32 protein-coding genes are annotated in these 25,237 nt (G+C 59.6%); all 32 read left to right on the top strand.

The genetic code is table 11. The features are described 5' to 3' along the window. Positions 1–34: 34 nt before the first annotated feature. The 32 genes from DXT88_RS22520 to metW all read left to right on the top strand — a co-directional run bounded on the left by DXT88_RS22520 (position 35) and on the right by metW (position 25,094). Entirely contained in the window at positions 35–649 is a 615-nt protein-coding gene (locus tag DXT88_RS22520) for a DUF3164 family protein (RefSeq protein ID WP_265216216.1), read from the top strand. A gap of 3 nt (positions 650–652) precedes the next feature. Further along, a complete protein-coding gene (locus DXT88_RS22515) occupies positions 653–850 on the top strand; it encodes a hypothetical protein (protein ID WP_265216107.1) in 198 nt (65 codons plus the stop codon). A gap of 24 nt (positions 851–874) precedes the next feature. After that, positions 875–1,363: a hypothetical protein gene (locus DXT88_RS22510; RefSeq protein WP_265216106.1), complete on the top strand. Its 489-nt coding sequence runs from the start codon at positions 875–877 to the stop codon at positions 1,361–1,363. A gap of 51 nt (positions 1,364–1,414) precedes the next feature. Continuing rightward, positions 1,415–1,666, top strand: coding sequence for a hypothetical protein (locus DXT88_RS22505; RefSeq protein ID WP_265216105.1), 252 nt, complete (start codon positions 1,415–1,417; stop codon positions 1,664–1,666). 1 nt (position 1,667) lies between these two features. Further along, on the top strand, positions 1,668–2,102 hold the full coding sequence (locus DXT88_RS22500) for a regulatory protein GemA (protein WP_265216104.1): 435 nt from the start codon (positions 1,668–1,670) through the stop codon (positions 2,100–2,102). Next, positions 2,102–2,503: a hypothetical protein gene (locus DXT88_RS22495; RefSeq protein WP_265216103.1), complete on the top strand. Its 402-nt coding sequence runs from the start codon at positions 2,102–2,104 to the stop codon at positions 2,501–2,503. The genes DXT88_RS22500 and DXT88_RS22495 overlap by 1 nt, the downstream gene beginning before the upstream one ends. Positions 2,504–2,695: 192 nt before the next feature. Next, entirely contained in the window at positions 2,696–3,832 is a 1,137-nt protein-coding gene (locus DXT88_RS22490) for a hypothetical protein (RefSeq protein ID WP_265216101.1), read from the top strand. A gap of 60 nt (positions 3,833–3,892) precedes the next feature. Further along, positions 3,893–4,240 carry a capsid cement protein gene (locus DXT88_RS22485; RefSeq protein WP_265216099.1) on the top strand — a complete coding sequence of 116 codons (348 nt, stop codon included), beginning with the start codon at positions 3,893–3,895 and terminating at the stop codon, positions 4,238–4,240. A 120-nt stretch (positions 4,241–4,360) separates the two neighbouring features. After that, the gene (locus DXT88_RS22480) at positions 4,361–5,308 is read left to right on the top strand and encodes a phage capsid protein (protein ID WP_265216097.1); all 948 of its coding nucleotides are present in this window, start codon (positions 4,361–4,363) and stop codon (positions 5,306–5,308) included. Positions 5,309–5,378: 70 nt separating this feature from the next. Then, a complete protein-coding gene (locus DXT88_RS22475) occupies positions 5,379–5,693 on the top strand; it encodes a DUF7302 family protein (protein ID WP_265216096.1) in 315 nt (104 codons plus the stop codon). Continuing rightward, on the top strand, positions 5,690–6,184 hold the full coding sequence (locus DXT88_RS22470) for a DUF1320 domain-containing protein (RefSeq protein WP_265216095.1): 495 nt from the start codon (positions 5,690–5,692) through the stop codon (positions 6,182–6,184). The genes DXT88_RS22475 and DXT88_RS22470 overlap by 4 nt, the downstream gene beginning before the upstream one ends. Then, the gene (locus DXT88_RS22465) at positions 6,181–6,621 is read left to right on the top strand and encodes a phage virion morphogenesis protein (protein WP_265216093.1); all 441 of its coding nucleotides are present in this window, start codon (positions 6,181–6,183) and stop codon (positions 6,619–6,621) included. The genes DXT88_RS22470 and DXT88_RS22465 overlap by 4 nt, the downstream gene beginning before the upstream one ends. Then, positions 6,621–7,202, top strand: coding sequence for a DUF1834 family protein (locus DXT88_RS22460; RefSeq protein ID WP_265216092.1), 582 nt, complete (start codon positions 6,621–6,623; stop codon positions 7,200–7,202). Before DXT88_RS22465 ends, DXT88_RS22460 begins: the two co-directional genes overlap by 1 nt. Beyond that, entirely contained in the window at positions 7,195–7,413 is a 219-nt protein-coding gene (locus DXT88_RS22455; protein WP_265216091.1) for a hypothetical protein, read from the top strand. The genes DXT88_RS22460 and DXT88_RS22455 overlap by 8 nt, the downstream gene beginning before the upstream one ends. A gap of 62 nt (positions 7,414–7,475) precedes the next feature. After that, positions 7,476–8,957 (top strand): phage tail protein, encoded by a 1,482-nt coding sequence (locus tag DXT88_RS22450; RefSeq protein WP_265216090.1) that lies wholly within the window; start codon positions 7,476–7,478, stop codon positions 8,955–8,957. A gap of 57 nt (positions 8,958–9,014) precedes the next feature. Next, the gene (locus DXT88_RS22445) at positions 9,015–9,389 is read left to right on the top strand and encodes a hypothetical protein (protein WP_265216089.1); all 375 of its coding nucleotides are present in this window, start codon (positions 9,015–9,017) and stop codon (positions 9,387–9,389) included. 79 nt (positions 9,390–9,468) lie between these two features. Further along, positions 9,469–9,999, top strand: coding sequence for a hypothetical protein (locus DXT88_RS22440; protein ID WP_265216088.1), 531 nt, complete (start codon positions 9,469–9,471; stop codon positions 9,997–9,999). A gap of 57 nt (positions 10,000–10,056) precedes the next feature. Further along, a complete protein-coding gene (locus DXT88_RS22435; protein WP_265216087.1) occupies positions 10,057–12,282 on the top strand; it encodes a phage tail tape measure protein in 2,226 nt (741 codons plus the stop codon). Further along, positions 12,283–13,572 carry a DNA circularization protein gene (locus DXT88_RS22430; protein ID WP_265216086.1) on the top strand — a complete coding sequence of 430 codons (1,290 nt, stop codon included), beginning with the start codon at positions 12,283–12,285 and terminating at the stop codon, positions 13,570–13,572. A gap of 1 nt (position 13,573) precedes the next feature. Further along, positions 13,574–14,659: a phage baseplate assembly protein gene (locus DXT88_RS22425; protein WP_265216085.1), complete on the top strand. Its 1,086-nt coding sequence runs from the start codon at positions 13,574–13,576 to the stop codon at positions 14,657–14,659. Continuing rightward, on the top strand, positions 14,656–15,177 hold the full coding sequence (locus DXT88_RS22420; protein WP_265216084.1) for a phage baseplate assembly protein V: 522 nt from the start codon (positions 14,656–14,658) through the stop codon (positions 15,175–15,177). The genes DXT88_RS22425 and DXT88_RS22420 overlap by 4 nt, the downstream gene beginning before the upstream one ends. Positions 15,178–15,235: 58 nt before the next feature. Continuing rightward, positions 15,236–15,796, top strand: coding sequence for a phage GP46 family protein (locus tag DXT88_RS22415; protein WP_265216083.1), 561 nt, complete (start codon positions 15,236–15,238; stop codon positions 15,794–15,796). Beyond that, positions 15,793–16,920: a baseplate J/gp47 family protein gene (locus tag DXT88_RS22410; protein WP_265216082.1), complete on the top strand. Its 1,128-nt coding sequence runs from the start codon at positions 15,793–15,795 to the stop codon at positions 16,918–16,920. The genes DXT88_RS22415 and DXT88_RS22410 overlap by 4 nt, the downstream gene beginning before the upstream one ends. Beyond that, on the top strand, positions 16,913–17,509 hold the full coding sequence (locus DXT88_RS22405; protein ID WP_265216081.1) for a YmfQ family protein: 597 nt from the start codon (positions 16,913–16,915) through the stop codon (positions 17,507–17,509). The genes DXT88_RS22410 and DXT88_RS22405 overlap by 8 nt, the downstream gene beginning before the upstream one ends. 8 nt (positions 17,510–17,517) lie before the next feature. After that, the gene (locus DXT88_RS22400; RefSeq protein WP_265216080.1) at positions 17,518–18,912 is read left to right on the top strand and encodes a hypothetical protein; all 1,395 of its coding nucleotides are present in this window, start codon (positions 17,518–17,520) and stop codon (positions 18,910–18,912) included. 9 nt (positions 18,913–18,921) lie between these two features. Beyond that, entirely contained in the window at positions 18,922–19,524 is a 603-nt protein-coding gene (locus tag DXT88_RS22395; RefSeq protein WP_265216079.1) for a tail fiber assembly protein, read from the top strand. Between the two features lie 9 nt (positions 19,525–19,533). After that, entirely contained in the window at positions 19,534–20,073 is a 540-nt protein-coding gene (locus DXT88_RS22390; protein WP_265216078.1) for a DUF7338 family protein, read from the top strand. Between the two features lie 128 nt (positions 20,074–20,201). After that, complete coding sequence (locus tag DXT88_RS22385; RefSeq protein ID WP_321161130.1) at positions 20,202–20,417, top strand: Com family DNA-binding transcriptional regulator; 216 nt, start codon at positions 20,202–20,204, stop codon at positions 20,415–20,417. After that, complete coding sequence (locus tag DXT88_RS22380) at positions 20,368–21,129, top strand: DNA adenine methylase (protein WP_265216077.1); 762 nt, start codon at positions 20,368–20,370, stop codon at positions 21,127–21,129. The genes DXT88_RS22385 and DXT88_RS22380 overlap by 50 nt, the downstream gene beginning before the upstream one ends. A gap of 173 nt (positions 21,130–21,302) precedes the next feature. After that, positions 21,303–23,090: a phosphoenolpyruvate--protein phosphotransferase gene (ptsP, locus tag DXT88_RS22375; protein ID WP_016836056.1), complete on the top strand. Its 1,788-nt coding sequence runs from the start codon at positions 21,303–21,305 to the stop codon at positions 23,088–23,090. Between the two features lie 265 nt (positions 23,091–23,355). Next, positions 23,356–24,495: a homoserine O-succinyltransferase MetX gene (metX, locus tag DXT88_RS22370; protein WP_265216075.1), complete on the top strand. Its 1,140-nt coding sequence runs from the start codon at positions 23,356–23,358 to the stop codon at positions 24,493–24,495. Next, positions 24,492–25,094, top strand: a complete 603-nt coding sequence (gene metW, locus DXT88_RS22365; RefSeq protein ID WP_265216073.1) for a methionine biosynthesis protein MetW — start codon at positions 24,492–24,494, stop codon at positions 25,092–25,094. The genes metX and metW overlap by 4 nt, the downstream gene beginning before the upstream one ends. The last annotated feature ends 143 nt before the right edge of the window (positions 25,095–25,237 follow it).

Below are 25,237 nucleotides of genomic sequence, written 5' to 3'. Positions count from 1 at the left end.
AAGCACCACCAAACCGAAAGGAAACACAATGAACATGGACATTTCCAAAGCATCCGTCGACTACATGAAAGACGCCAAGGGTCGTTTCGTGCCGAAGACACTGATCAAGCCGATTGACAAGACCCGCGACGAGCTGGTGCGCGAGATCGTCAAGGCGGCACAAGACGTCGCCACTCTGATGTCGGATTTCAAGCGCAAGACATTCGCGGACGTTGCTGCATTCGTCGAGATGTCGTCCGAGGAATACGGCGCAAAGGTCGGCGGCGACAAGGGCAACATCACGCTGCCGACCTTCGACGGCGAATTCAAAGTGCAGATCGCCAAGGGCGATTACATCACCTTCGACGAACGCCTCCAAGCCGCAAAAGAGTTGGTTGACGACTGCATCAACGAATGGGCGCAAGGCTCGCGCCCGGAAATCAAGGCGCTGGTGCAGCAGGCGTTCGACACCGACAAGGAAGGCTCAATCAACACGGGCCGTGTTCTCGCGCTGCGCCGCCTGAATATCGAAGACGAGAAATGGAAGTCGGCTATGCAGGCCATCGGTGATTCGGTACAGGTCACCGGCACCAAGACCTACATCCGCTTGTATCGCCGCGTGGCAAGCGGCAAGTATGAAGCGATGCCGATGGACTTGGCTGGCATCTGATCCATGGAGCCGCCTGTCATCAACGAAGAAGACGAGAAGCGCGCCATGTTGCAGGGAGCCATCGTCACCTTGGGGAGACTGCTTCCCCTTGGCATGACGGTCAGCTTCTATCGGAACCCGGACGACCCGCGCACCATCGTCGAAAGCAAGTATCCAAACGGCGAAGTGACACACGGCTACTTCACCAACGCGATGCACTGAGCAACAACAACCAAGGAGAACCACATGAAGCAATTTTTGAACTGGCTTACCAATTTCCTGCCATGCCGCGTCATCAGCGATGGCGACACGCCGTATCTTGAGCGCTACTACCTGTTCACGATTTTCGGCACCCACTTCTACCTGCACCAGTTCGTCGGCTCCGACCCTGATCGCGGCTTACATGACCATCCGTGGCGCTGGGCCGTGTCGTTCATCCTCGCGGGCTGGTACATCGAAGACACCCGCTACGGCCTGCGCGACATTCGCTGGTTCAACAAACTGACCGGCGACAGCTTTCATCGCGTCATCTTGCCCGCTGGTGGCACGCCGGTCTGGACGCTGTTCTTTCACCGGGCCAAGCGCGAGAAGGCTTGGGGCTTCCTGCGTCCAAGCGGCGAAATCGGGCTGCTGTTTCAGAAGCACCAATACCGCCTTGACGAACTTGGCCGCGACGAGAAGTGGTGGAAGACGGCACCGACCGGACGCCAAGTTCGCGCGGCACGGAAAAACTAACCCGATGGCGTTGCTTTGCGACGCCATCATCCCAACATCAAGAGGAACACCATGGTAAAGACGAAACAGGAATCACCGCTGGAACGGCTGGTCAACGCGGCAGTAATAGCAGGGTCGGTCATCTACTGCGGCGGCATGTTTGAGTTGTCGGAAAAGATCGCCTTTGAAGACATCAGCGAAGCCTTGAAGCCATTCGGCGGCATGCCTACGACCGATGCAATGAAGGCCGCAGACACCCGCTGGAAGAAGGTCGAACCGCACGCCAAGTCCGCCAAGAAGTCGTCGGCGAAAAAGGAGCGCTAACGTGGCCCTGTCATCCGACCCAGTCAAGCGCGACAGCCAGGCCATCCGTTTCAAGGCCATCAAGTCGGGCATGACCGAAGAGCAGTACAAGGATTGGCTATTCGACCTGTTCAAGGTGACTTCGGCCTCGGCGCTGGACACCCGGCAGCGTGCGGAAGCACATCGCACACTGGCTGCACTGCTGGTTGCAACCGGGAACGATACCAAGCCAACGGACGGATGGCGGGAGCCGCAGATTAACAAACTGCTGGCGCTGTGGGGCGTACTTGCTGATGCTGGCACAGTGCGTGTCCGTGGGCGTGAAGCGCTGGAGCGATGGAGCAAGCGCCAGCAGCCGCGACTCAGCGCACTGCGCTTCGCCTCGGTGCAGCAACTGGCAGAACTGATTGAAGCCCTGAAGCAATGGGCCAAACGAGTAGACGTGAAAGTCGACTGATGGAAAACCCGCAACACATCAACAACCCGCTGGCGCTGCCGGACTCTCTTCGCGATCTTATCGAATGCGTCGGCGAGTCGGCAGCGCTGCGCATTGTTGGGTGGCGCGGCGGCGCGTATCTCTGCGTGCCGAAGAAGGTCGACCCGGCGCACCCACTGCTTGAACAGATCGGCGCACCTGCGTTCTCCAAGCTGGTCGACTGGTATGGCGGCGAGACGTTGATGCTGCCGAAGAACGACGCTGTGATGCGGCAGATCAAACATGCCTTGATTCGCCAACTGCGGTACGAAAAGAACATGCAGGTCGACCAGATCGCTATCGAAGTCCACTATTCGATGCGCCGGGTCTTCCAAGTGCTTGCCGAAGACGATCCTATGCCAACTACCGGCGATTTGTTCTAATCGCCGTCCCCCCCTTAAGCCGTACCCGGTTTAAAAACGCTCAGACCCGCTTTAAAAACGCCGTTCGACACCGTTGAGCTATCAGCGGAGGTCGAAGGGATGAAAAACGCTTGTAGGGCCGCTAAACGATTCCGGCCCCTTGTGAAATCGTTCACCAATTTTTCCTAGTCCGACACGCGCAAACTGCGCTACATGGACAAAACAAAACACCCCACACCGAAACGTACCTTGACAGGTCGCTGGATCGACGTATTCCGGGCAGGCACGAATACCGACTCCAAAGGACAGGTCTCTACGTTCACCCAAGCCGACCTTGATCAGATCGTCGCCAATCACTCCCTTGGTGCCGCGCCTGCCGTTCTCGGTCATCCCAAAGACAACGACCCGGCCTTCGCGTGGACAGAAGAGATCAAGCGTGACGGCGACCTGCTGTACGTCAAATTCAAAGACATCAATCCAGCCTTTGAAGCAGGCGTCGAAACCGGCGCGTACCGCAACCGCTCGGTTTCGATCTATCGCGACCCAGCCCATGGGCTGCGCCTGCGGCATGTCGGCTGGCTCGGTGCGGCACCGCCAGCTATCGACGGTCTGTCGGTGAACTTCAGCGACAACGGCGAGTACATGGAATTCTCGGCAGCGTCGCTCAATAGCGCAGCGTGGGCCTTGAACAATGCTGCATCCCTGTTCCGCAACCTGCGCGAGCAAGTCATCGCGGACAAAGGCGTCGAAGAGGCAGACCGGGTCATCCCGAACTATCAGATTGACGCGCTTGAGTCGGCAGCGGGCGACCTGCTGGACGAAGTTACCGAAGCCGACAACCCCACTTTCACAACCGGAGAGACTGCAATGACCATCACGAAAGAAGACCTCGAAGCCGCTCGCCTCGAAGGCCGCACCCAAGCTACCACCGAGTTCACCAAGCAACTGGAAGACGCCAATACCCGCGCCGCCCGCGTCGAAGCTGATCGTCGCAGCGAGCGCATCACCACCCAGATCGAAGGCTGGAAGAAAGAAGGCAAGGTGCTGCCTGCGGAAGCTGCTGGTCTGGCCGAATTCATGGGCGTGCTGGAAACCGGCACCACCCAGTCGTTCGAATTTTCGGCCAGCGGCCAGACCGCCAAGAAGACGCCCGGCGAATGGTTCGCCGAGTTCATGGCCGGTCAATCCCCGAAGGTGGCATTGAACGAAAAGACCGGCAACGAAAACGCTGGTGACCCGAACGAAAGCGCGCAGGCGATTGCAGGCCGCATTCAGGAATACATCAACGACAAGGCCAAGGCCGGTGTCACGGTCTCCTACGCCGAAGCAATGGCGCAATTGGCGAAGTAAGCCGGGGCATCTCGGTACACCGCACCACCACCACATTCACTCAAACACAGGAGCGATCACATGTACAACAAACCGGGCTTGATTGCCAATTACCGCGCTGTCGGTGCCGTGCTGGCGCGCACCTTCGTCATGTTCGGCGCAGCCGATGACCTCGTCACCGTTGCCACCGCTGGTGCAAGCGTGCTGGGTGTTTCCAGCGATGCCGATTCGGCAGATGGCGAGCGTGTCGACGTAGTGCTGACACAGATTGCGCCGGTCATCTATGGCGCGGCGGTGACTCGCGGCCAGCGTGTCAAGAGCGACGCCGCAGGCCATGCCATCCCGGCTGCTGCGGCTGACGATGCAGTGGGCCGTGCGCTGGTCAGCGGTAACGCTGGCGACATCGGTTCCGTGCTGCTGCGCGGCTAGAACATTCACGTGAGGGAACTGCCGGGCGACGCCTAAAGCCCGGAGGAAGACGCTGCCGAACCCATGGCCTAGTCGGGTTCGGCTGTACGACCACTTTCATACGATTTCACAGGAGAGCAAATGCCTACCCCATTTCCACAAGACACCCAGTTGACCGCGATTGCTATCGCTGTCCGCAACCCCAACCTGATCGCTGACGAAGTCCTGCCGCGTTCGACACCGCTGAGCAAAACCGGCTTCAAGTATCAGGAATACCCAGTCGAGCAATTCATGACCGTGCCGGACACGAAAGTCGGTCGTCGTTCGCGTGTGAATCAAGTCGACTTCAAGGGCAAGCTGGTCAGCAATTCCACCGAAGACTACGGTCTGGAACACCCGCTGCCGAACAGCGATATCACCGACGCACCCGACAACACCAATCTGGAAGCTATGACGTCCGAATGGTTGGCTGGTCTGGTTCTGTTGGATCGCGAATACCGCGTGGCGCAACTGGTGTTCAACCCGGCTTCCTACGGTGCTAACAATGCGACCATCGCCGCCGCTGACCGCTTTGACAACGCGAACAGCGACCCGTTGGAAATGTTGCTGGACTATCTGGATCGTCCGATCCTGCGCCCGAACACCATGACAATCGGTCAGCGCGAATGGCGTCTGCTGCGTACTCATCCGGTCATCGCGAAGGCAGCAAACGGCACCTCCGGTGACAAGGGCGCGGTGACAAAAGAGCGTGTCGCCGAACTGCTGGAAATCGAAAAGATCGTCGTCGGCCAAGCGCGCCTCAACTCCGCCAAGCCGGGTCAAAACGCAAACCTGCAACCGTGCTGGGCTGGTGGTCTGTCCCTGACGTATCAAGACGCGGCTGCGGCCAAGATGTCCGGCGTGGTCGACGGTGCAAATGTGACCTTCGGTTTCACCGCGCAGACCGGCCAGCGTGTCGCCGGTGCAAAGGACGACAGCAACATCGGCCTGCGTGGTGGCCGCATGGTGCGCGTCGGCGAGACAGTCAAGGAAGTCATCTGCGCGCCGTCGCTGGGCTTCTTCCTGAAGGACGTCATCACTCCGGCGTAATTGTCGCTGTGACTGCCATGGACAGCGCTGCGGCGCTGTCCATTTCTCCACCCAACCGGGAATAGCGGAAATGGAAAAACAGTACAAGGTGGCGCAGAACGTGCGCCTTCATCGTAAGCACCACGATATCGGCGCAACCGTCACCGTGGACGAAAGCGAAGTCCAGGACTTGGTAGACAGCGGCGCACTGGTAGAGATCGACGAAGCCGCGCCAGCACCAGCGCCAGCCAAGAAGACGATCACACCACCGGCGCCCGCAATTGAAACACCAGACCAGACCGTGACTGAAAAGCCGGTCACGACACCACCGAAGGCACCAGCCAAGGGCGTGCCGAAGGCGCGTGCCGCAAAGCCGAAGGCTGCGAAAGGTAGCAAGGCGAAATGACCTACGCCACCGGCCAACAGTTTGTCGATGCATTCGGCATCGGAGAGACCACAGACCTCTTGCGCGACGAGCTGGAATTGCTGACGACGGAGTTGCTGGCGATGGTGATGGCCGATGCGATCACCGGCGACCCGACCGACGAAGAAATCGCGCAAGCCCGGACAGCCGTCGCCCGTTTGGATAACGCGATGGTAGAGGCCGGGAAGTGGATGGACGGCTACTTTCTGAGTGTCGTAGCGCTGCCGTTGACAGCGGAACAGATCGCCGCAGCCCCGGTTAAAAGCTGCTGCCTTGAACTGGCGCGCTGCTACCTGAAGGATGACGACGACAACATGACCGAAGGCGCAGAGAAACGCTGCAAGCGTTGGGTTGACTGGCTGCGTGACGTCTCCGCAGGCAAGGTCAAGCTGGTGCAGGAGCAGGTGCACAGCAAAGGCGTCCGCTCTGGCCGTATGCCAAGCCGCTACAACTGGGGCGCGTTCGGGAAATGAGCGATCAAGGCGTTTCGCTTCAGTGGAATTTCGCCAACGATGCATTGACGGAACACCTGCACCGGCTGGCGACCGCTGACCTGACAGGGCTGAAGCAAGACATCGGCGAGTACGCCATCGGTCAGATTCAAGACCGATTCGATCATCAGAAGCTATTCGACGGCACTGCGATGCCGCCATCTAAAGCAGCAGGCAGTCGCGGTGGTCAGACCCTGATTCGCAGCCGCTTGCTCTACAAGAGCTACGTCTATCAGGTCACGGATGACGGTGTTGAATGGGGTTCCGATTCGCCATATGCGCGCATCCACCATTTCGGCGGTGAAACCGGGCGTACCGGGCATCGCTTCAACATGACGGCCCGCCCGGTTATGGGTGAGAACGAGAAGGACGAGAACGCCATCGGCGACATGATTGTGAACGAACTGCGAGGCATTTGATGAACAGCGGGAAGCTACTGGACGAGATCAAGACACACATCAAAGCCAACACTGTAAAGCTGTTCGCGACGATTGAAGACTACGGTGGCGAGTTCAGTTCTGACGAGATCGACGTGAAGTCGTTTAATGCGCCGGCTGTCTTTGTCGCCGCGCTGGGCTGGCGAAAGATTGAACGAGGCAAGACGTTGGGCGGCAAGGAAATTTGGCGAGCGCGCATCGCCCTGTTTGTGGCGACCAAGCATAGCGACCGAAACAAACGCATGCGCGAAGCCATGGAGCGCACCGAGGTGCTGACAGCGTTGTTTCAAGGCTGGCGCGCAGAAATCTGCTCCGGCCCGCCCGAAGAGATCATGGCCGAAAACCTCTATAACCGCGCCGTCGACAAGAAAGGCATGGCGCTGTGGATGGTCGGCTGGTGGCAGGAAGTCGAATTCAAGAAGCAGCAGCAGCCGAATGCCCCTGTGCTGCCGGACATGAAGCAGGTCGAAATCTCGACCACTGGAAAAACCCACGTCCCGGCGCAGCCGGAGACCCCGAACGATTCAAACGTTACTCACACTTTGGAGATGAAAGATGGCTAAAACCGACAAGCAAGACGATTCCACCGAAACCACACCGAAGTTCAAACGCCCGCGCATCGGCGAAACAATCGGCGTGAAAGCAGGCGTCGACCGCAAGGTGCCGAACAACGAACACGGCGACTACTTCAGCGAGAAAGAGACGGCGTCGATTACCACCAACGTGCGCGTGCTGCGCCTGCTGGACGACGGTGACCTGATCCGCACCAAGTAAGGCCGCAGCGCCGCTTAGAAGCTGCACCAAACCATTTTTAACCATGCTTTAAGGGTGAATCAATGATCTCCAACCTCCTGTCTCTGAACTTCCTGATGCCTGCCGTCGTGCACAAGTTCGACGCCAGCAATGCGTTCCGCACGCTGCGCGGCATGCCGCGTGCCGTACTGCTGATCGGTCAGGCCAAGCCACCACTGGTGGTGAACATCAACAAGCGTATGCGCATCAGCACCGAGTCGGAAGCGCTCGGCACCTTCGGCGAAGGTACGATGCTGATGGCGATGTGGCGTGGCGCTCGCGCCAACCTCGGCTTGGGTATGCCCATCGACGCCGTCATCCTGGTCGATGACGACACTGCCGAAGCGGCCAAGGGCAAGGTAACGCTGCTGCTGGATGCGCAGCACGCGTCCGGCGAACTGCCGCTCTACATCGGCGGCGAGCGTGTGCGCGTCGGCGTGTCGGTCAACGACACGCTGGCGACCCTCCGCACGAAGCTGATCAACGCCATCAACGCGACCGCCTCGCTGCCACTCAAAGCGGCGGCGGGACAAGCCGTTGGCGATATCGACCTGACCTGCAACTGGGGCGGCGCTACCGGCAATGACATCGACCTGCGCACACTCTTCTTTCAAGATGATGTCATTCCGCAGGGCTTGTCCGTGACCATCTCGCCCATGGCGGGTGGTGCTGTCAATCCCGACTGCTCGCCAGTGATTACCGCTATGAGCGGCTATCGTGCGACCGAAATCGCGTTTCCTTACAACGACTCGACCAACATCGGCATGTTGGAAGAAGAGATGGAGCGACGCTGGGACTTCGCCGATATGCAGGACGGCCAAGTCGTCACCGTCATGCGCGGCACCGAAGGCCAGATCACTACATGGCTGACGCCGCGCAATAGCCCTATGTTCCATACCATCTGCGTCACCCGCGACCGTACTAATCCATGGGAGACCGCCGCGATGGCCGCAGCCGCGATTGAAAGCCACGCGGACATCGACCCGGCGGTTCCCTTCACCGGCGTGCCGCTGGTTGGCTACAAGGCCGCGAGCAAGCTGGATGACTTCGAGGCATCGACGCAGAAAAACAACCTGCTCAACGCCGGTGGTTGCGTGTTGGAAGTGGCCGAAGACGGCACCGCTAATCTGTTGCGACTGGTGACGAACTACATCACCCATCCGACCGGCGCTGTCGACCCAAGCTGGCGCGACCTGTGCTGGGTGAAGACGTTGAGCTACTACCGCTGGTTCGTGGTGTCTGAGTTTCAGATCAAGTATCGCGGCTATAAGCTGGCCGAATATTTGGTCGAGCCGATTCCGGGTCAGAAGATCATGACCGCCGCGCTGGGCGAGGAAGTCATGCTGAACTGCTACCAACAGTTCATCAACGCCGGTCTGTTCCAGAACATGGACTACTACAAGAAGACGATTGCGGCCGAGGTCGACGGCCCGGCCGGAAAGCTGAAGATCATCGACAACCCTGTCCTGATCACTCAGCACTATCAGACCGAAATCACAAGCCAGTTCGCAGCCGGTCACGTTTAACACCTGCCAGTAGACGGCGCTTAGCAACACGAATTTTTAGACTTTAAAGGAGTAACCATGGCTGGATGCGATAGCGAACTTTTCCGAGTGGACTCGCTCACCGTTGACGGTGACGTGCTTCCCATCGAAGACGGCAGCGCCACGCTGCAAGGCGTAGCAGACTTTGAAACCGAGGCGGTGCTGGCCGGAACGGGCGACGATGCAACTACGCGCAAGCGTGTTGCCCGTGTCATCAAGGCCAAGATTCTGTTTGGCGTGAGCGTGACGCCAGATCAGTACACCAAGGTCTGCAACGCGCAAATGGTCTGCACCAACCTGCATACCGGCCAGCGTGTCCGCGCTGGCAAGTGCCGGTTCAAGAGCATGGGTGAAGTCGGCAACGGTGCCGTCGACATCGAATTCAACGTGCTGCAGCCGTATCAGTGGCTCTAAGGTAAGTCCCGCGCAGTAGCGCCTTTGCGCCGGAATCGTCTCATGCGATCCGGCGCTTTTTTTTAGTCAGGTACACATCATGAAAAAAGAAGACCTCTACGAACTGCATCTTGTCGACGGCCTGAAGTCCCGCATAGGGAGTCAGGAAGTCCGATACAAAGTCGTGCGCTTGCGCGAGACCGCCGTGGAAGACGAAATGATTGCGGTTGAAATGGCGGAACGTCTCATGCACATCGGAGGCAAGCCGACGCTGGTGCTGTCCGACGATATCTATCGTATGGCCCTGACCATGCGTCACGTCGAGAAATTCACCATGCCGGGTCTGGAAGACATTGGCCTTGACCTGCTGGACTTGAAGCTGTTCGGGAAGCTGTCGCCGTTTGACCTTCACCGCATTGAAGAGCGCTGCGTCTTGATCGGTCTTGCCGCACAGGTGCGCTACGGCCTGCTATCCGCTGCTGACTTTGACAAGCTGCTCAGTGGCGAGCCTGCGCAGGAGGTGACCCCATCCCCGCGATCCGAGGGCCAGACTGCGGAACTGGATGGCGATGGTGCACCACATCAGTCTGGCCCACAACTGCTCGCCGACCACTCTGTACAGCGTCCGTAAAAGCCTGCTGCTGCTGTGGGCGAAACAGATTAACGAAGCGAGAAAGAAGGCCACGCCATGACCACGAAGAACCTGTCGATCAAGTACTACATCAGTCTGGTCTCGGACATTGCCAAGAAGTCCGATGCCAACGCGAAGGCATTTGAAAATGCGACCAAGCGCCAGAACAAGGCACTGGAACAAACCGAGAAAGCAGCGACCAAGACCGACAAGGCGGTTACCGCTGTTGGACAGGCCACGTCAGTCGGCAAGGTCGAAGGCGACGCCAAGCGTGCGACCGCCGCGCTTGATCAGACCACCGCAGCCGCACGCCGGGCGAACGATGCACTGAACCGGGTCGGCACCGGGCGGTCATCGTTTGAGCGGACGAACGGCTTCCTGTCCGGTGTCGCCCGCCGCCTTGACGATGTGCGCCGCAAGGCAGCACAGGCCGGTGAAGGCGTGCGCAAGATCGACGGCGTCGCTTCAGGTGCGGTCGCTGGAGGCGTGGTCGCTGCTGCCATGGTCAGACGGCCTATGTCGTTCGATGCGCGGCTGGCCGATATGGCGAACGTCGCCTACGCGGACGAGGATTTGAAGGGGCGCATCGCAGGCATGAACGTGCTGGAAGCAAAGATCAATGAATCCGTGCGCACCAGCGGCGGCTCTCGCGATACCGCAGCCGAAGCACTGAATGAAATGATTGCATCGGGCGTGGTCAAGACCAATGAGGCACTGCAAATGCTGCCTGATTTGCAGCGTGCCGCTACAGCGTCCGGCGCGGATGTCACCCAGTTGACCCAGATCGCCATCCGCGCCATGCAGAACTTCGGCCTCAAGGCTGATCAAATTCCCGAAGCGCTGTCGAAGGCGATCAAGGCCGGTCAGGAAGGCGGCTTTGAGCTGAAGGACATGGCGAAATGGTTGCCGCAGATGATGGCAGTGTCCAAGGGCATGCTGGGTATGCGCGGCATGTCCGGGTTTGAAAAGCTGATTTCTGCGTCGCAGGCGTCGGTCATCACTGCCGGTACAAAGGACGAGGCCGGTAACAACATGGTCAACCTGCTGGCGAAGATCAACAGCCAGGACACCAAAAAGGATTTCGAGAAGGTCGGCATCGACCTGACGGCGTCGCTTGTGAAAGCGCAAAAGCAAGGGTTCACGCCACTGGAAGCGTTCGTGAGCTTTGTCGAGCAGGTGGCCGCGAAGGACAAGGACTACGTCAAGCTGAAGAAGCAGGCAGACGCAGCCGGTAGCGAAGACGAGAGGAAACCCATCTTGGACGCCATGGCGGACACGCTACAAGGTAGCGCTATTGGTCAGGTGATTCAGGATCGGCAGGCACTCATGGCGCTGATCGCGCTGATGCAGAACAAGGACTACGTCAAGAAGGTGGAGGCGCAGGTCAAAGGCGACACCGGACAAGCACGCGAGAGCAACTTTGAACTGATCTCCAGCCGCGCCGGATTCAAGGCGCAACAAGCATCCAATGAGGCCGATATTGCCCGCAGCAACACGTTCAAGCAGGTCGACGGCCCGCTGCAATCCTTGCTGACCGGCGCGACTAACCTCGCTCGCGAATTCCCGGCGTTGACCACAGTCGTCAGCGGTGCTGTTGCCGCCATTGGCATCTGGAAGGCTGCGAGCATTGGCGCTGGCCTGTCGTCCTTGTTGCGTGGCAAGCCTGCCGCCGCTGCCGCTGCTGCTGCCGTCAGCGCTGCACCGGCATTCAATCCGTTCGGCTCGCTGGGCGGTACGCCGGTGCCGCAGCCAGCGGCCAAAGTGGGTTTTCTCGGACGAGCCGGTGGTTTGTTGCGCAAAGCGGGATGGCTGGGTGCCGCTGGGTATACCGCCTATGACGTCGGCTCGACCCTGATGGACAGCGACAAGACCGCAGCCGAAAAGACGAACGCTATCGGACGTACCGCAGCCGGTGTCGCTGGTGGTTGGGCTGGGGCGAAGGCTGGGGCGCTGGCCGGTGGCGCGCTGGGTTCCTTCGTTCCCATCATCGGCACCGGCATCGGAGCGGCAGTAGGCGGACTGGTTGGTGGCGGTCTTGGATGGTGGGGAGCGCAGAAGCTGGGCGACAGTCTCGCCAACAACTCCGCTATGCAGCCCACAGCCGCCGCAAACGCCTTGCGTGAGGTTCCGCCCCAGAAGGTCGACATCGACCTCAAGGAAGGCCGTTTAGCGGTCGCTGTGACGGTTTCTGATATGCGGACTCAGGTCAACACCTCGGTCGTGCAGCAACTCAACGGCGTCAGGATCGATGCCGGTTCCACCAATCCAGCAGGAAGGCAATAAATGGCAGACGAAACCGAAATCGCGTGGCTCAAACAACTGCGCATGGCAAGTTGGCGCGACGTGCCGTTTCAGGTCGACACCATCGACATCACAGCGGGCAGCAATACCATCCTGCGCGAATACCCGTTCCAAGACCTGCCGACCGTCTTCAAGATGAGCAACGCCACCGAGGAAATCAAATTCTCGGCTTACCTGATCGGTGATGACTATCTCGACCAGTTGGATGCGCTGCGGGCTGTGCTGGAAGGCGATGGCGTTCTGATCCATCCGACCCAAGGCAGCATCCGGTGCTACTACCACGGCAAGTACACGATCAAGGAATCCCCAGCGCACGAGGGCGGCATCGCTCGCCTTGACCTGACCTTCATCCGTGCCGAAGAGCGCCGCTATCCAGTCGCCAAGGCCAACAGCACCGACAAGGTGTCGCAGGCCGGAGCCGCTGCGCAAGCGTCTGCCGCCGACAAGTTCGGTAAGAAATTCGATGCAGACGGCGCGCCGGGCTGGTCGCTGGACAACATGCGGGAAAGCATGCGCAGCGCCATGGAGACCGCTTGGTCGACCGTGTCGAAAGTGCAGAAGGAAATGAACTACTACGATGGTCTGGTCAAGACGTACATCACCAATCCGACCAACGAACTCCTTGCCTTGAAGGATATCGCCAGCGGCATGTTCAGCAACATCATGCGCATCCCCGACAACATCGCGTCGTCGCAGGCGCTGACTCTTTTTGGCTCGCTCCGCAGCCTGTGGTCTAGCAGCCCGGCGACGAGCGTGGCATCGGCTTACCAGTCGAGCGGGATTACGACGGCGCCCGCAGCCAGTACGCAACTCGCCAGCGCCTTGACGCCAGTCGCCACGCCATATCAGACCGCCAGCCGCCAGAAGGAAGCGGCGTCGCTGACGGCACTGTCCGGGCTGATCGAGGCAACCGCCACCATCTCTGCGGCGCAGGCGGTCACGCAGGTCGACATCGTGAATTACGACCAAGCGCTCGCGCTGCGTCAAGACTTCAACCAGCAGTTCTCCAAGCTGCTGCGGATGGATGTTGTCGACCACGACACCCTGCTGACGCTGCACACCGCTGTTCTGGCCGACCTGCAAGAGCGGTCGCGGGATCTCGCCCGCGTCACCACGTACACGCCGGAGACATGGCAACCGGTGGTCTACATCAGCTACCGGCTGTTCGGCACCGTGCGCTGGGCCGATGAAATCATGGCGATGAACCCACACATTCTCAACCCGTTGCTTGTCCCGCCCGGCAAGCCGCTGCGCATCATCAAGAGGGACTGACATGGAACGCTTTACCAAAGAACAGGCCAAGGTCTACGTCACGGTCAATGGCTACGACTACCAAGGCTGGACTGAATCAACCATTGAGCGGTCGATTGAAAACATCTCGTCGCGCTTTACCATCCCGGTCACCTACGTGCCGGGCAAGCGCCCGAACATCAACCGGCAGGACGTTATCAAGGTGCGTATCAACGACACGGTGGTCACAACGGGTTACGTCCTGACCGCCGAACCGTTCTATCGCTACGACGACTGCGGCATCAAGATCGAAGGCCGGAGCCGGACAGGCGACCTCGTGGCCTGCTCGGCCATCCACAAGGGTGGGCAGTGGAAGAAAGCCAAACTTGACCAGATCGCCCGCGACCTGTGCAGCCCGTTTGGCATTGATGTCGTGGTCGAGACCGATATCGGCGACGCACTGGCGGACTTCGCCATCGAACACGGCGAAACGGTGCTGACCACGCTATCTCGCGCCAGCCGTCTGCGCGGAGTGCTGGTCACCACCAATATGCGCGGCCAGTTGCTGCTTACCAAGGCGGGCAAGACGGTCAGCCATGGCGCGATTGTGCGCGGAGGCAATGTCATCACCATGGAAGGCGTCGGCACGGATGCCGAACGATTCGCCACCTACATCGGCTACGGCCAGAAGAAGTCGGACAAGGAATTCAGCGAGTCCATGCAGCAGAAAGCCGTATTCAAAGACCCGGAAATCAAGCGCTATCTGCCCTTGATCGTCAACGCCGAGGGCAACGCCGAAGTCGGCGATATGCGCCGGCTGGTCGAGCACACCATGCGCGTGCGGCGCGGACAGGCATACGGCTTGCGCTACCGCGTAGAGGGCTGGACATGGAAGGGCTTGCCATGGGAAGTCAACACCCGCGTGCCTATCTACGACGATATCGCAGGTCTGAACGGTGACCAGTGGCTGATCGCTGATATCAGTTCGCACGTCGACCTGAAGGACGGCGACGTGACCGATATCCTTGTGCGCCCGGTCGACGCCTATGACACAGTGCCGCTCAAGCCCCGCAAGAAGAAAAAGCATTCCGAGGAAGCCGAAGAACTTGAAGTATTGAGTGTGAAATGAGCAAACAAACGATGATGCGCCGCGCTCGCATGCGTGGCTTGGTAGACAGCAAGGTGCAGAAGGTTCGCGTGGACGTTTTCGATAACCTGAGCCGTGAGACCGTCGAGCGCCTGCAAGACTACGGCTTCGCAGCGGCCCCGACCGAAGGCGAAGGACTGGTGATCTCTATCGGCGGTCACATGATGGTGCTGCGCATGGATCAGATCGGGAGCCGCCCGCCGCTGACGGCCAACGAGGTGGCGGTGTGGCACAAGGACGGCCACAACATCAAGCTGACCGATGGCAAAAAGATCGTAATCAAGTGTGACGAGTACATCATCGACACGAAAAAATATTCGGTGACAGCACCGGACGGCATCAGCATGGACTCGCCGACCTTGGAGGCAACAGGCAAGGTTAAGGGCGCTACGCTGGACATCGCGGGAACAGGCAAGATCGACGGCGTCGATGTGGGATCGCACGACCACGGCGGGGTCAAGGAAGGCGAAGACCGGACGGACGGCCCTAGCAAAAGCTAAGGCTTATGAAATAGTTCACCAATATTTAAATCTGCATTAAAGCGATCATGGTCACACCATGATCGACATCCTCACCGCCACCCCCGCAAGTAATCCTCTCTCGCTGCCGTTTGACTGGCAGCTTGTGCCGACCTCGGCGCAGAACGAATTCTCCGTACGGGATTTCAGCAACCCATGCATGGTCGCAGCGCCACGCGCGGTGTTGCTGGCCGAGTACGCACTGGCGCTGGACGACACCCTGCACACCGCCGTCATCATTTCCCTGTTCTCAGATAAACGCGCTGGCCGTGATGTGAAGCTGCCGCGCAATCAGACCGACCGACGTGGCTGGTGCGGCGACGAATTTGTCAGCCCCGGCGAGCAATGGGGGTCTGAGCTATGGCAATGCTATGTGTCCAAGTCGACGGTGGACATCGAAGAGCGCGCCCGATTCGCCGCGTGGGAGGCATTGCAGTGGATGGTGAACACGCAATTGGCCGAAAAGATCGTGGTTGACACCCAGTGGACGGGTGTCGCAGCTGACAGGCTCGCGCTGCGTCCACAAATTTGGCGTTCGGCGACGAACGAGCGCCCCGACTACGACGCCCTTTGGGGAACCACTTTGCGGAAATCGCTATGATCGACACACTGCCAGCCATCCCCTCCATCGACGATCTTACCGCCAGCGCGGCGACTCTCTTGCAGCAGGCGCTTGTGGAAGCACAGTCGGATGGCGTACAGCTATCAGCCACGGACATTGCCATCGCCCGGTCGAATCAAAAGGCGCAGGCATTCGTGCAAGGCGTCGGCATCCATGGTGCATATCGCTATGTCCGCGACTTCGTGTCGAAACAGGCCATCCCAACCAAGTCCAGCGGCCAGTACCTGCGCGAGTGGATGATCGCATACGGCATTCCGATGAAGGAATCGGAGCCAGCGACCGGCCCCATCGCGGGAACTGGCGTTGTGAACGCGATTCTGAGCGCCGGGGCCGTGATGCAGCGTGAAAACGGGCTGACCTATGTTGTGCAAGCTGACACAGTGGTCGCTGCCGACAACACGGTGACGCCGACACTGCTTTGCACGACTGCTGGTACTGCGGGCAATATTCCAGCCGGGGAAAAGCTGACGCTGGTCGCGACCGAGGTCGATATCGACGGCGACTTTATCGTCGGTGCCGCAGGGATAAACGGCGGCGTCGACGAAGAAACCGAGGCGCAGGCCATCTATCGTCTGAAGCAACGCCTTGGCAATCCTCCGCGTGGAAGCGCGCCAAGTGACTACGAGCGCTGGGCGCTTAAGGTGCCTGGAATCACGCGGGCGTGGGGCGTGCGCAATCCAAGCGGCCCGACTACAGCAGGCGTCATCATCATGGCGGACGGGAACCCTAACGGCTTGCCCACAGCCGCTCAGCGGGACGCGGTCTACAACTACATTCGCGACAACGACCGAGGGCCACCAGACGAACTCTTCGTGATTATCCCGGCTGCAAAGTACGTCGACGTGATGCTGGGCATATCACCGGATACCGGCACCAACCGGGCCAACATCAAATTGGAGCTTCAAGACCTGTTCTACCGTGAAGCATTGCCGGGCGGTCGAATTCCGCTGTCTCACCTGACTGAAGCGGTTTCCATCGCGCCGGGCGAGTACACGCACCAGATGTTTGAGCCGGAGCCGGTGCCGGGAGGCTTTCTTTTCTCAACGGCTTACGAGGTGCTGGTGTTGCGCAACGTCGAATTTCAGGCGATGACCAATGGATAAATTTTGGCAGGCATTGAGCTATCTGCTGCCTCCCGGCTGGGCTTTCCCGCGCCATCCCCTGTCAGTGGTCATGCGCTGGCTGAAGGCGTTCGGCGACCTGCTGCGGGAGCATGACGAGTTCGTTGACCGGATGATCCGGCAGTGGATTCCACACAGCACATGCTCGCGCTTGGAAGAGTGGGAAGACGCCTTGAATTTGCCGGACGCTTGCTTTGGCGACGATCAGACCGTCGAAGTGCGCCGCACGAACATGCTGGCCCGCTTTCAGGGCGACATTGACCTGCCATACGACGATAGCTCGGCGGACAGCATCGGAGCAATCAAGGGCTATCTGAAGCGCTATGGCTTCGAGGTGGAGGCTTGGTACAACGTGCCTTTCCGGGTCGGCAGGAACCGTGTCGGCGACAAGCTGGGCGCACTGACCGGAACCCTCCATGTCCGCATTCTTTACATCTGCCAACCGTTTCGGGTTGGCTCAAATCGTGTCGGGCAGAAGCTGGTGAACTGCACCAAAAACACGGCTGAAGTCGAATGTCTGCTGAAGCGCATTGTTCCTGCGCGCTTCGATATCAACGTCATCTATTTCTAGAGGAAGCCATGAACTACACAGAGAGCTTAGACAATGTCGTGCACGCTGCCACCGCACAGCGCATGCATACCGACACAGCGGCCATTCCTACGACCTTTTCGGCCAAAGACGCCAACATGCTTATTTGGAGCATGATGGAAGTCATCAAGCGGTCGGGATTGCCGGGCAAGACATTCAACCCGGACGACGCCACCAGTTACCGTGTGTTCTTGAACGCTTTGGAGCGTCTTTATCCGCAGAAGCAGCTACTGGTGACGTCAGGAACCGGTGCTGCTTACGTCATCACGCCCGATGTTACGCCTGACGCATACAGTGCGGGTCTGTTCTTCCGGGTTCGCTTTCACTCCAACTCGCTAGCTAATCCTACCCTGAAAGTAGGCGCAGGAGACTTGCCCTCGGTGGCGCTCAAGCAGTACGACTCAACCGGCGCGAAGATCAACGCGCTGATGGTGACCGACCTCATCTCGGACGTGATGTTCGACGGCACGAATTTTGTGTTGCTTGATCCTCTGCCGTCGCCAAGCGCGCTACCCTCCGGCACGCCGCTGCACTGGCCCACGCTTGATTGCCCGACATGGGCTGTGGTGCGCGATGGCTCGTCCATGACGCGCACGGTCTATCCGGCCTTGTTTTCGGTGCTGGCTCCGCTGCGCGCCTGCAACATCACCGCGAATGCCGCAGGCGCGATCATCACCGGGCTGGCACGGACATCCGATATGTGGGTTGGCATGCCCGCAGAACATGCCAACTTGCCAGCCGGGACAACGATTAAAAGCATCGACAGCGCCGTTCAAGTGACCTTGAGCGCCAATGCCACCGGCGCGCTGGCCGGAACGACAATACGATTCTTTCTACATGGCTATGGCAACGGCGGCAGCGTTCTCACGTTCGGATTACCTGATGATCGTGGTCTGTTTGAACGCGGCCTTGACAGCGGTGCGCGGGCATACGAGCAAACGACATTAACCGCCACCACCACAGCGGGATCTGACTCTATCACCGCATTCGCAACCACTCGCGGGATGTTTGTCGGCATGGCGCTTGCCCACGCCAACCTGCCTGCGGGTACAACCGTCAAGGCGATCTTGTCTGCGACGAGCGTGCAAGCGTCAGCGGCTGCCACAGTGACCGGCGCATCCGTAAAGATCATCACCACCGGTGGCCAGATCGGCGCTGAGCGGGGGCATACATCTCAGGGGCACCGCCACCAAACCACGACCAACCCCAACTTCCCGTATGCAACTGGCGGCACCATCGGCGACTTTCTGTACGTCAACGGTACGGTCGGCAACATTACAAGCGGTGTTGCCGATCCAACGACGGACGGTGCGAACGGGACGCCGCAAATCGGTCCGGAAACACGCGGACGATTCCGTAACTATCTTGCAATCATGGTCATTTAAGGGGCATCCATGGAAAACTATAACTATCACCGGCTGACCGGCGAATTCACCAACATGACCATCGCAGAAGAGCGTCCGCGTGAACCGGGCGTGTATCCATGCCCAGCCTACTCGACGCCGAACGCACCATTCCCGGCCAGCGCTGGACATGCAGTCGTGTTTCGGGAGGCAGATGGCGGCGTTCCCTCTGACTATCAGTTGGGCGAGTGGGTCGAGGTCATCGACCGCCGTGGCCTTTACTGGCAAACCACAGATGCAGTGCCTGTTCAGTTCGATGAACTCGGTGTCGAGCCTTCCGAACGCAGCCTGACCGATAAAGAGCCGGTCGGCGCTGTGAAATGGAGCGGCAGCGACTGGGTGGTCGACGCGGAGAAGCTGACTCTGCAAGCTCTTGCCCGGCGCAATGGCTATATGGCGCAAGCAAGCGGCCCTATTGCAACGCTGAGCGATGCTGTTGAACTGGACATGGCGACTGACGAAGAGATCGCATTACTCAAAGCATGGAAGCTGTACCGCATCGCACTGAGTCGAATTGAAAAGCAGTCCGGCTTTCCGGTCGACATCGAATGGCCGACATCTCCAATTGACGACACCTCGGCCCCGGCGAATTAAGGGGGAGCCATGCTTTATATCAATATCTTGTTCTATCCGCTGTTTGCGTTGCTGGACTTCGCCGTTGCGCACATTGTCGCCACGGTGTTTGTGAACTGGTGGGCACCAGTCTTCGCCGGAAACGTTCCCTATAGCGACCGAGGCGTCACCAAGCAGGGTTATAAGCTGCCGGGCTGGTTGGCGTGGTTTGACACATTTGACGCCGACCTTGATCAAGGCGTCCGTGACGGTTCAATCATTGGCGAGTCCACGTACTGGAACCGCGTGGACTGGCTGTATCGCAATCGGGCGTATGGCTTCAGCTATTGGGTCTTGGGAATCGAGTTTGTCCCCGCGAACTGGCGGGTCATCCGGGCTGACGACGATCTGTTTCTGGCCGTCGCCAACGGCTATTTCAGCGTGCACATCAAGAACTTCGTGGGAATTCAATGGAAGTTCGGCTGGAAGGCTTGGAATGACTACAACCGCACTACGCAGGAATGGCCGACCAAACCGTGGGGGCCAGTCTGGCGCGTGCCGTTTGTTTTCTCAGTATCGCGGTCTAAATAAAGACAGAGCGACCGGAAGGATGCGGGAACATCCGACCGGCCACTTAGCACGCAGCCGTAACTGCATGCCTCGCCAAGGCTCCGCCACCTGTCGACAGGCGGGCCGAATCTTAGCACGGAGAGGTCAACATGCAGGAAATGCAGGAAATCCGCTGTGGCGGCTGTAATAAGCTGCTGGGCAAGGGGGAATACAAGGTCATCAGCATCAAATGCCCCCGCTGTAAGACATTGAATGAATTGAGGGCCATGAGTCCCATACCCGAACGCCAGCGAGCGTCCAACACGGAAGGGGTACATGAGCAAACCAATCATCCCATGGGTAGGAGGCAAGCGCCGTCTGGCTAAGCGCCTCCTGCCGCTGTTCCCGGCACATCAGTGCTATGTCGAGCCATTCTGTGGTGCGGCGGCGCTGTTCTTCATGAAGGAACCGGCCACCGCCGAGGTCATCAACGACATCAACGGCGACTTGATCAATCTATATAGAGTGGCCCGGCACCATCCCGACGCGCTGATAAAGGAGTTTGAATGGGTCTTGGCCTCGCGGCAGGAATTTGACGGCTACAAGCGCATGTTCGACGAGCGCCTGACCGACATCCAGCGCGCCGCCCGGTTCTATTACCTGCAAAGAAGCTGCTTCGGCGGTCGGGTGGAAGCCAAGAACTTCGGCGTCAGCACCACCACACCGACCCGCCTGCAACCCCGCCAGATCGAACGAGACCTCCGTATGGCGCACTCCCGGCTGCTGAACACCACCATCGAGCATATGCCGTGGGAAGCCTGCATAGAGCGATACGACCGGCCTCATACGTTCTTCTACTGCGACCCTCCGTACTGGGGAACAGAGGGCTACGGGGTAGAGTTTGGGCTGGAACAGTACGACAGGCTGGCCGAGGTGGCCGGAAGTGCCAAGGGGAAGGTGCTGATCAGCGTGAACGATATCCCGGAGATGCGCCGGGCATTCGCAGGCTTGTCCATTGACACGGTCGATCTCAAGTACACCGTGGGCGGTCACAACACCGATGTCACCAGCCGAGAGTTGATCATCTCCAATTTCTGATTCGATGCTGCTACACTCAGGCCAACGTCTGAACGTTCTTTAAAAACCATTTGGGGGTGCTTCGAAGCACCCCCAAATAACGTCTGAAGCCACTAATTGATCGGCATAATTACTGGCTCAAATTAAATGTCCGCGTGTGTCAAAATATGCGGCGCGCTACTGAGACAAACGCGATGGCATCTTTCACCTTACACGGCATCCCGGTTTCCAAAGGGATCGCCATCGGTCGCGCGCATCTGCTCGCGCCGGCCGCGCTGGACGTCAAACATTATCTGATTCCCGAAGAGCAGGTCGAAGCCGAAGTCCTGCGCCTCAAGAACGCAATCGCCGCCGTCCATCAGGAACTGCAAATCATCCGCGACGATTTGCCGAAAGAGGCGCCGCCGGAACTGGGCGCTTTCATCGATGTGCATGCGCTGATCCTGTCGGACCCGATGCTGGCCGAAGTGCCGCTCAACATCATCCGGCATCGCTATTACAACGCCGAATGGGCGCTGGTGACGCAAATTGACGGCCTGTCGGCGCAGTTCGACGAGATCGAAGATCCCTATTTGCGCGAGCGCAAGGCCGATATCCAGCAGGTCGGCGACCGCGTGCTCAAAGTATTGACCGGGAGCGCCATCAGTTTGCCGCCGGTCGCAGGGGAGGGCGCCGCCGCCAGCATCATCGTCGTCGCGCATGATATTTCGCCGGCCGACATGCTGCAGTTCCGTGACGGCGCCTTCGCCGGTTTCGTCACCGACCTCGGCGGCCAGAATTCGCACACCGCCATCGTCGCGCGCAGCCTCGACATCCCGGCTGCAGTCGGGATGAACAACGCTTCGGTGCTGGTCAAGCAGGAAGACGTGCTGATCATCGACGGCGACGCCGGCGTGGCCATCGTCAATCCGTCGCCGCTGGTGCTGGCGCAATACCGCGCGCGCCAGGAGCGCATGCTGCGCGATCGCAAGAAGCTCGGCCGTCTCAAGAAGACCCCGGCGATCACCCAGGACGGCACCGAGATCACGCTGCTGGCCAACATCGAGTTGCCCAGCGACAGTGCTCCCGCGCTGGAGGCGGGGGCCAACGGCGTCGGCCTGTTCCGTTCCGAATTCCTGTTCATGGGCCGCGCCGGCCATCTGGAAAAATTCCCGTCCGAAGACGAACAGTTCGATTCCTATTGCCAGACCGTGGTGTCCATGAAGGGCCGTCCGGTCACCATCCGCACGCTCGACGTCGGCGCCGACAAGCCGCTCGACGAAGACGAACAGACCGCGTTGAACCCGGCCCTGGGTTTGCGCGCGATCCGCTATTGCCTGAGCGAGCCGCAGATGTTCCTGACGCAGCTGCGCGCGATTTTGCGCGCCTCGGCCTTCGGTCCGATCAAGCTGCTGATCCCGATGATGGCGCACGCGTTCGAAATCGACCAGACGCTGGCGCTGATCGAGCAGGCCAAAGGGCAATTGCGCCAGCGCAAGCAAAAGTTCGACGAAGACATCGAGATCGGCGCCATGATCGAAATTCCGGCGGCGGCGCTGGCCTTGCCGATGTTCATCAAGCGGCTCGACTTCTTGTCGATCGGCACCAACGATCTGATCCAGTACACGCTGGCGATCGACCGCGTCGACCACGAGGTGGCCCATCTGTACGATCCGCTGCATCCGGCCGTGCTGTTCCTGTTGTCGAGTGTGATTTCCATGGCGCGCAAGGCCGGCATTCCGGTGGCGGTGTGCGGCGAAATGGCGGGCGACGTGAAGTGGACGCGGCTGTTGCTGGGCATGGGCTTGCTGGAGTTTTCCATGCATCCTTCGCAACTGTTGTCCGTCAAGCAGGAAATCCTCAACAGCGACCTGACCCTGCTGGAGCCGCAGGTCAAGAAGGTGTTGAAGGCATCCGAGCCGTCCGCCATCGAGGCCGCCATGGCGCAATTGCGCGCCATCAACAGCGAACCGGAAATCAAGGCCGCCGCACGGCGCCGCTGATTGCACGACAGGCGTGCGTCACCGTGGTTTGACGGCATGCCCCGACTTGGTTATCCTTACACCACTGCGCCGATTTGAATGGTTTCTCCAAACCTCAGCTTGCGGGCGCCGGAACCCCGGGTTCCATCTAAATACGGCTAAAGCGAGCTTGGTGCAATATCAGACAAGCCCAGAATTTAGCCCGTGAGCGCAAGCTCCGGGCTTTTTTGTTTTCGGGCCCCTGAATCGGTAGACGGACATAACCGCAAGATAACGAAGAGAGCCCATGTCGATCGGAATCGTATCGCCGCAAATCATGCATTTCCCCGAGCCGCTGCCGCTCAAGAACGGCACGGCGCTGGCCGACTACGTGCTGATGTATGAGACCTACGGCACGCTCAATGCCGACAAGTCCAACGCCGTGCTGGTGTGCCACGCGCTGAACGCCTCACACCACGTGGCCGGCATCTACAAGGACGAGCCCGACAACGTCGGCTGGTGGGACAACATGGTCGGACCCGGTAAGTCGCTCGACACCGACAAGTTCTTCGTCATCGGCGTCAACAACCTCGGCTCCTGTTTCGGCTCGACCGGCCCGATGCATACCAATCCGGCCACCGGCAAGCCGTACGGTGCGAGCTTCCCGGTGGTGACGGTGGAGGACTGGGTCAACGCGCAGGCGCGCCTGGCGGACCAGCTCGGCATCGCCCAGTTTGCGGCGGTCATGGGCGGCTCACTGGGCGGCATGCAGGCGCTGGCGTGGAGCATCATGTATCCGGATCGCTTGCGCCACTGTGTGGTGATCGCGTCGACCCCGAAACTGTCGGCGCAGAACATCGCCTTCAACGACGTCGCGCGCCAGGCGATCCTGACCGATCCGGATTACCACGGCGGCGATTTCTATGCGCACGGCGTGGTGCCGAAAAACGGCTTGCGCGTGGCGCGCATGGTCGGCCACATCACTTACCTGTCGGACGACGACATGGCGGAAAAATTCGGCCGCGACCTGCGCTCGGGCGAATACCAGTTCGGCTACGGCGTGGATTTCGAGATCGAATCCTACCTGCGTTACCAGGGCGACAAATTCTCGACCTACTTCGATGCCAACACCTATCTGCTGATCACCAAGGCGCTCGACTATTTCGATCCGGCGCGCGACTTCGGCGGCGATCTGCGCAAGGCGCTGGCCGGCACCAAGGCGCAATTCCTGCTGGCTTCGTTCACCACCGACTGGCGCTTCTCGCCGGAGCGCACGCGAGAAATCGTGCAGGCGCTGGTCAGCAACAAGCGCCGCGTCAGCTATGCCGAAATCGACGCGCCGCACGGGCATGATGCCTTCCTGCTGGACGATGCGCGCTACATGACCTTGCTGCGCGAATACTATCAACGCGTCTGGGCGGAAATCGCCATGGAGGAGAGCGCATGAATTTCCCTGAACTGAGCGTACTGCGCCCCGACCTGGCCTTCATCGCGCACTGGATTCCGGCCGGCTCGCAGGTGCTTGACGTCGGCTGCGGCGACGGCGTGATGCTCGATTACCTGCAGACCGACAAGGCCTGCAGCGGCTACGGCATTGAAATCGACGACGCCCGCATTCCGGAATGCGTGGCGCGCAACGTGTCGGTAATCCAGCAGGATCTGGAAGGCGGCCTGGCCATGTTCGAAGACAACGCCTTCGACAACGTCCTGTGCCTGTCGGCGCTGCAGATGGTCAAGGACGTCGAAGGCATCCTGCGCGAAATCGCCCGGGTCGGCCGCGAAGCCACCGTATCCTTCCCCAACTTCGCCTACTGGTCGCACCGGGTCGCGTTGCTGCGCGGTCGCATGCCGGTGTCGAAATCGCTGCCCTACGAGTGGTACGACACGCCCAACCTGCGTTGCGCCACGATCAAGGACTTCGAAGCGCTGGCCAACGAGGTGGGGCTCAACGTGCTGGAATGCGTGGCGCTGCACGACGGCAAGCCGGTGACCTTCCTGCCGAACTGGCGCGGCAGCCTGGCGGTATTCCGCCTCAAGAAGAAGTAAGGCGCCATCTTCATTGCCGCAGCAGCAGGAAAAATCGTACCGGCGCCGGCAAATTCCTTATACTCCGCAGACGTCTTCGCCCGAGCTTTCCCGCGGGCGGAGTTCTTCTCGCATGCACAGACGCATGTACTGATGATCCCCGA

It is taken from the genome of Herbaspirillum lusitanum, from assembly GCF_026127345.1.
GTDB classification, from domain to species: domain Bacteria; phylum Pseudomonadota; class Gammaproteobacteria; order Burkholderiales; family Burkholderiaceae_D; genus Herbaspirillum; species Herbaspirillum lusitanum.
Note: the sequence above shows the minus strand (reverse complement) of the source record. Positions and strands in the feature narration are given on the sequence as shown.

What these genes read in the sequence shown, in the direction of transcription:
- DXT88_RS22520 (WP_265216216.1), top strand. Translation starts at nt 35, where the DNA reads ATGGACATTTCCAAAGCATCCGTCGACTACATGAAAGACGCCAAGGGT.
- DXT88_RS22515 (WP_265216107.1), top strand. Translation starts at nt 653, where the DNA reads ATGGAGCCGCCTGTCATCAACGAAGAAGACGAGAAGCGCGCCATGTTG.
- DXT88_RS22510 (WP_265216106.1), top strand. Translation starts at nt 875, where the DNA reads ATGAAGCAATTTTTGAACTGGCTTACCAATTTCCTGCCATGCCGCGTC.
- DXT88_RS22505 (WP_265216105.1), top strand. Translation starts at nt 1,415, where the DNA reads ATGGTAAAGACGAAACAGGAATCACCGCTGGAACGGCTGGTCAACGCG.
- DXT88_RS22495 (WP_265216103.1), top strand. Translation starts at nt 2,102, where the DNA reads ATGGAAAACCCGCAACACATCAACAACCCGCTGGCGCTGCCGGACTCT.
- DXT88_RS22490 (WP_265216101.1), top strand. Translation starts at nt 2,696, where the DNA reads ATGGACAAAACAAAACACCCCACACCGAAACGTACCTTGACAGGTCGC.
- DXT88_RS22485 (WP_265216099.1), top strand. Translation starts at nt 3,893, where the DNA reads ATGTACAACAAACCGGGCTTGATTGCCAATTACCGCGCTGTCGGTGCC.
- DXT88_RS22480 (WP_265216097.1), top strand. Translation starts at nt 4,361, where the DNA reads ATGCCTACCCCATTTCCACAAGACACCCAGTTGACCGCGATTGCTATC.
- DXT88_RS22475 (WP_265216096.1), top strand. Translation starts at nt 5,379, where the DNA reads ATGGAAAAACAGTACAAGGTGGCGCAGAACGTGCGCCTTCATCGTAAG.
- DXT88_RS22470 (WP_265216095.1), top strand. Translation starts at nt 5,690, where the DNA reads ATGACCTACGCCACCGGCCAACAGTTTGTCGATGCATTCGGCATCGGA.
- DXT88_RS22465 (WP_265216093.1), top strand. Translation starts at nt 6,181, where the DNA reads ATGAGCGATCAAGGCGTTTCGCTTCAGTGGAATTTCGCCAACGATGCA.
- DXT88_RS22460 (WP_265216092.1), top strand. Translation starts at nt 6,621, where the DNA reads ATGAACAGCGGGAAGCTACTGGACGAGATCAAGACACACATCAAAGCC.
- DXT88_RS22455 (WP_265216091.1), top strand. Translation starts at nt 7,195, where the DNA reads ATGGCTAAAACCGACAAGCAAGACGATTCCACCGAAACCACACCGAAG.
- DXT88_RS22450 (WP_265216090.1), top strand. Translation starts at nt 7,476, where the DNA reads ATGATCTCCAACCTCCTGTCTCTGAACTTCCTGATGCCTGCCGTCGTG.
- DXT88_RS22445 (WP_265216089.1), top strand. Translation starts at nt 9,015, where the DNA reads ATGGCTGGATGCGATAGCGAACTTTTCCGAGTGGACTCGCTCACCGTT.
- DXT88_RS22440 (WP_265216088.1), top strand. Translation starts at nt 9,469, where the DNA reads ATGAAAAAAGAAGACCTCTACGAACTGCATCTTGTCGACGGCCTGAAG.
- DXT88_RS22435 (WP_265216087.1), top strand. Translation starts at nt 10,057, where the DNA reads ATGACCACGAAGAACCTGTCGATCAAGTACTACATCAGTCTGGTCTCG.
- DXT88_RS22430 (WP_265216086.1), top strand. Translation starts at nt 12,283, where the DNA reads ATGGCAGACGAAACCGAAATCGCGTGGCTCAAACAACTGCGCATGGCA.
- DXT88_RS22425 (WP_265216085.1), top strand. Translation starts at nt 13,574, where the DNA reads ATGGAACGCTTTACCAAAGAACAGGCCAAGGTCTACGTCACGGTCAAT.
- DXT88_RS22420 (WP_265216084.1), top strand. Translation starts at nt 14,656, where the DNA reads ATGAGCAAACAAACGATGATGCGCCGCGCTCGCATGCGTGGCTTGGTA.
- DXT88_RS22415 (WP_265216083.1), top strand. Translation starts at nt 15,236, where the DNA reads ATGATCGACATCCTCACCGCCACCCCCGCAAGTAATCCTCTCTCGCTG.
- DXT88_RS22410 (WP_265216082.1), top strand. Translation starts at nt 15,793, where the DNA reads ATGATCGACACACTGCCAGCCATCCCCTCCATCGACGATCTTACCGCC.
- DXT88_RS22405 (WP_265216081.1), top strand. Translation starts at nt 16,913, where the DNA reads ATGGATAAATTTTGGCAGGCATTGAGCTATCTGCTGCCTCCCGGCTGG.
- DXT88_RS22400 (WP_265216080.1), top strand. Translation starts at nt 17,518, where the DNA reads ATGAACTACACAGAGAGCTTAGACAATGTCGTGCACGCTGCCACCGCA.
- DXT88_RS22395 (WP_265216079.1), top strand. Translation starts at nt 18,922, where the DNA reads ATGGAAAACTATAACTATCACCGGCTGACCGGCGAATTCACCAACATG.
- DXT88_RS22390 (WP_265216078.1), top strand. Translation starts at nt 19,534, where the DNA reads ATGCTTTATATCAATATCTTGTTCTATCCGCTGTTTGCGTTGCTGGAC.
- DXT88_RS22385 (WP_321161130.1), top strand. Translation starts at nt 20,202, where the DNA reads ATGCAGGAAATGCAGGAAATCCGCTGTGGCGGCTGTAATAAGCTGCTG.
- DXT88_RS22380 (WP_265216077.1), top strand. Translation starts at nt 20,368, where the DNA reads ATGAGCAAACCAATCATCCCATGGGTAGGAGGCAAGCGCCGTCTGGCT.
- ptsP (WP_016836056.1), top strand. Translation starts at nt 21,303, where the DNA reads ATGGCATCTTTCACCTTACACGGCATCCCGGTTTCCAAAGGGATCGCC.
- metX (WP_265216075.1), top strand. Translation starts at nt 23,356, where the DNA reads ATGTCGATCGGAATCGTATCGCCGCAAATCATGCATTTCCCCGAGCCG.
- metW (WP_265216073.1), top strand. Translation starts at nt 24,492, where the DNA reads ATGAATTTCCCTGAACTGAGCGTACTGCGCCCCGACCTGGCCTTCATC.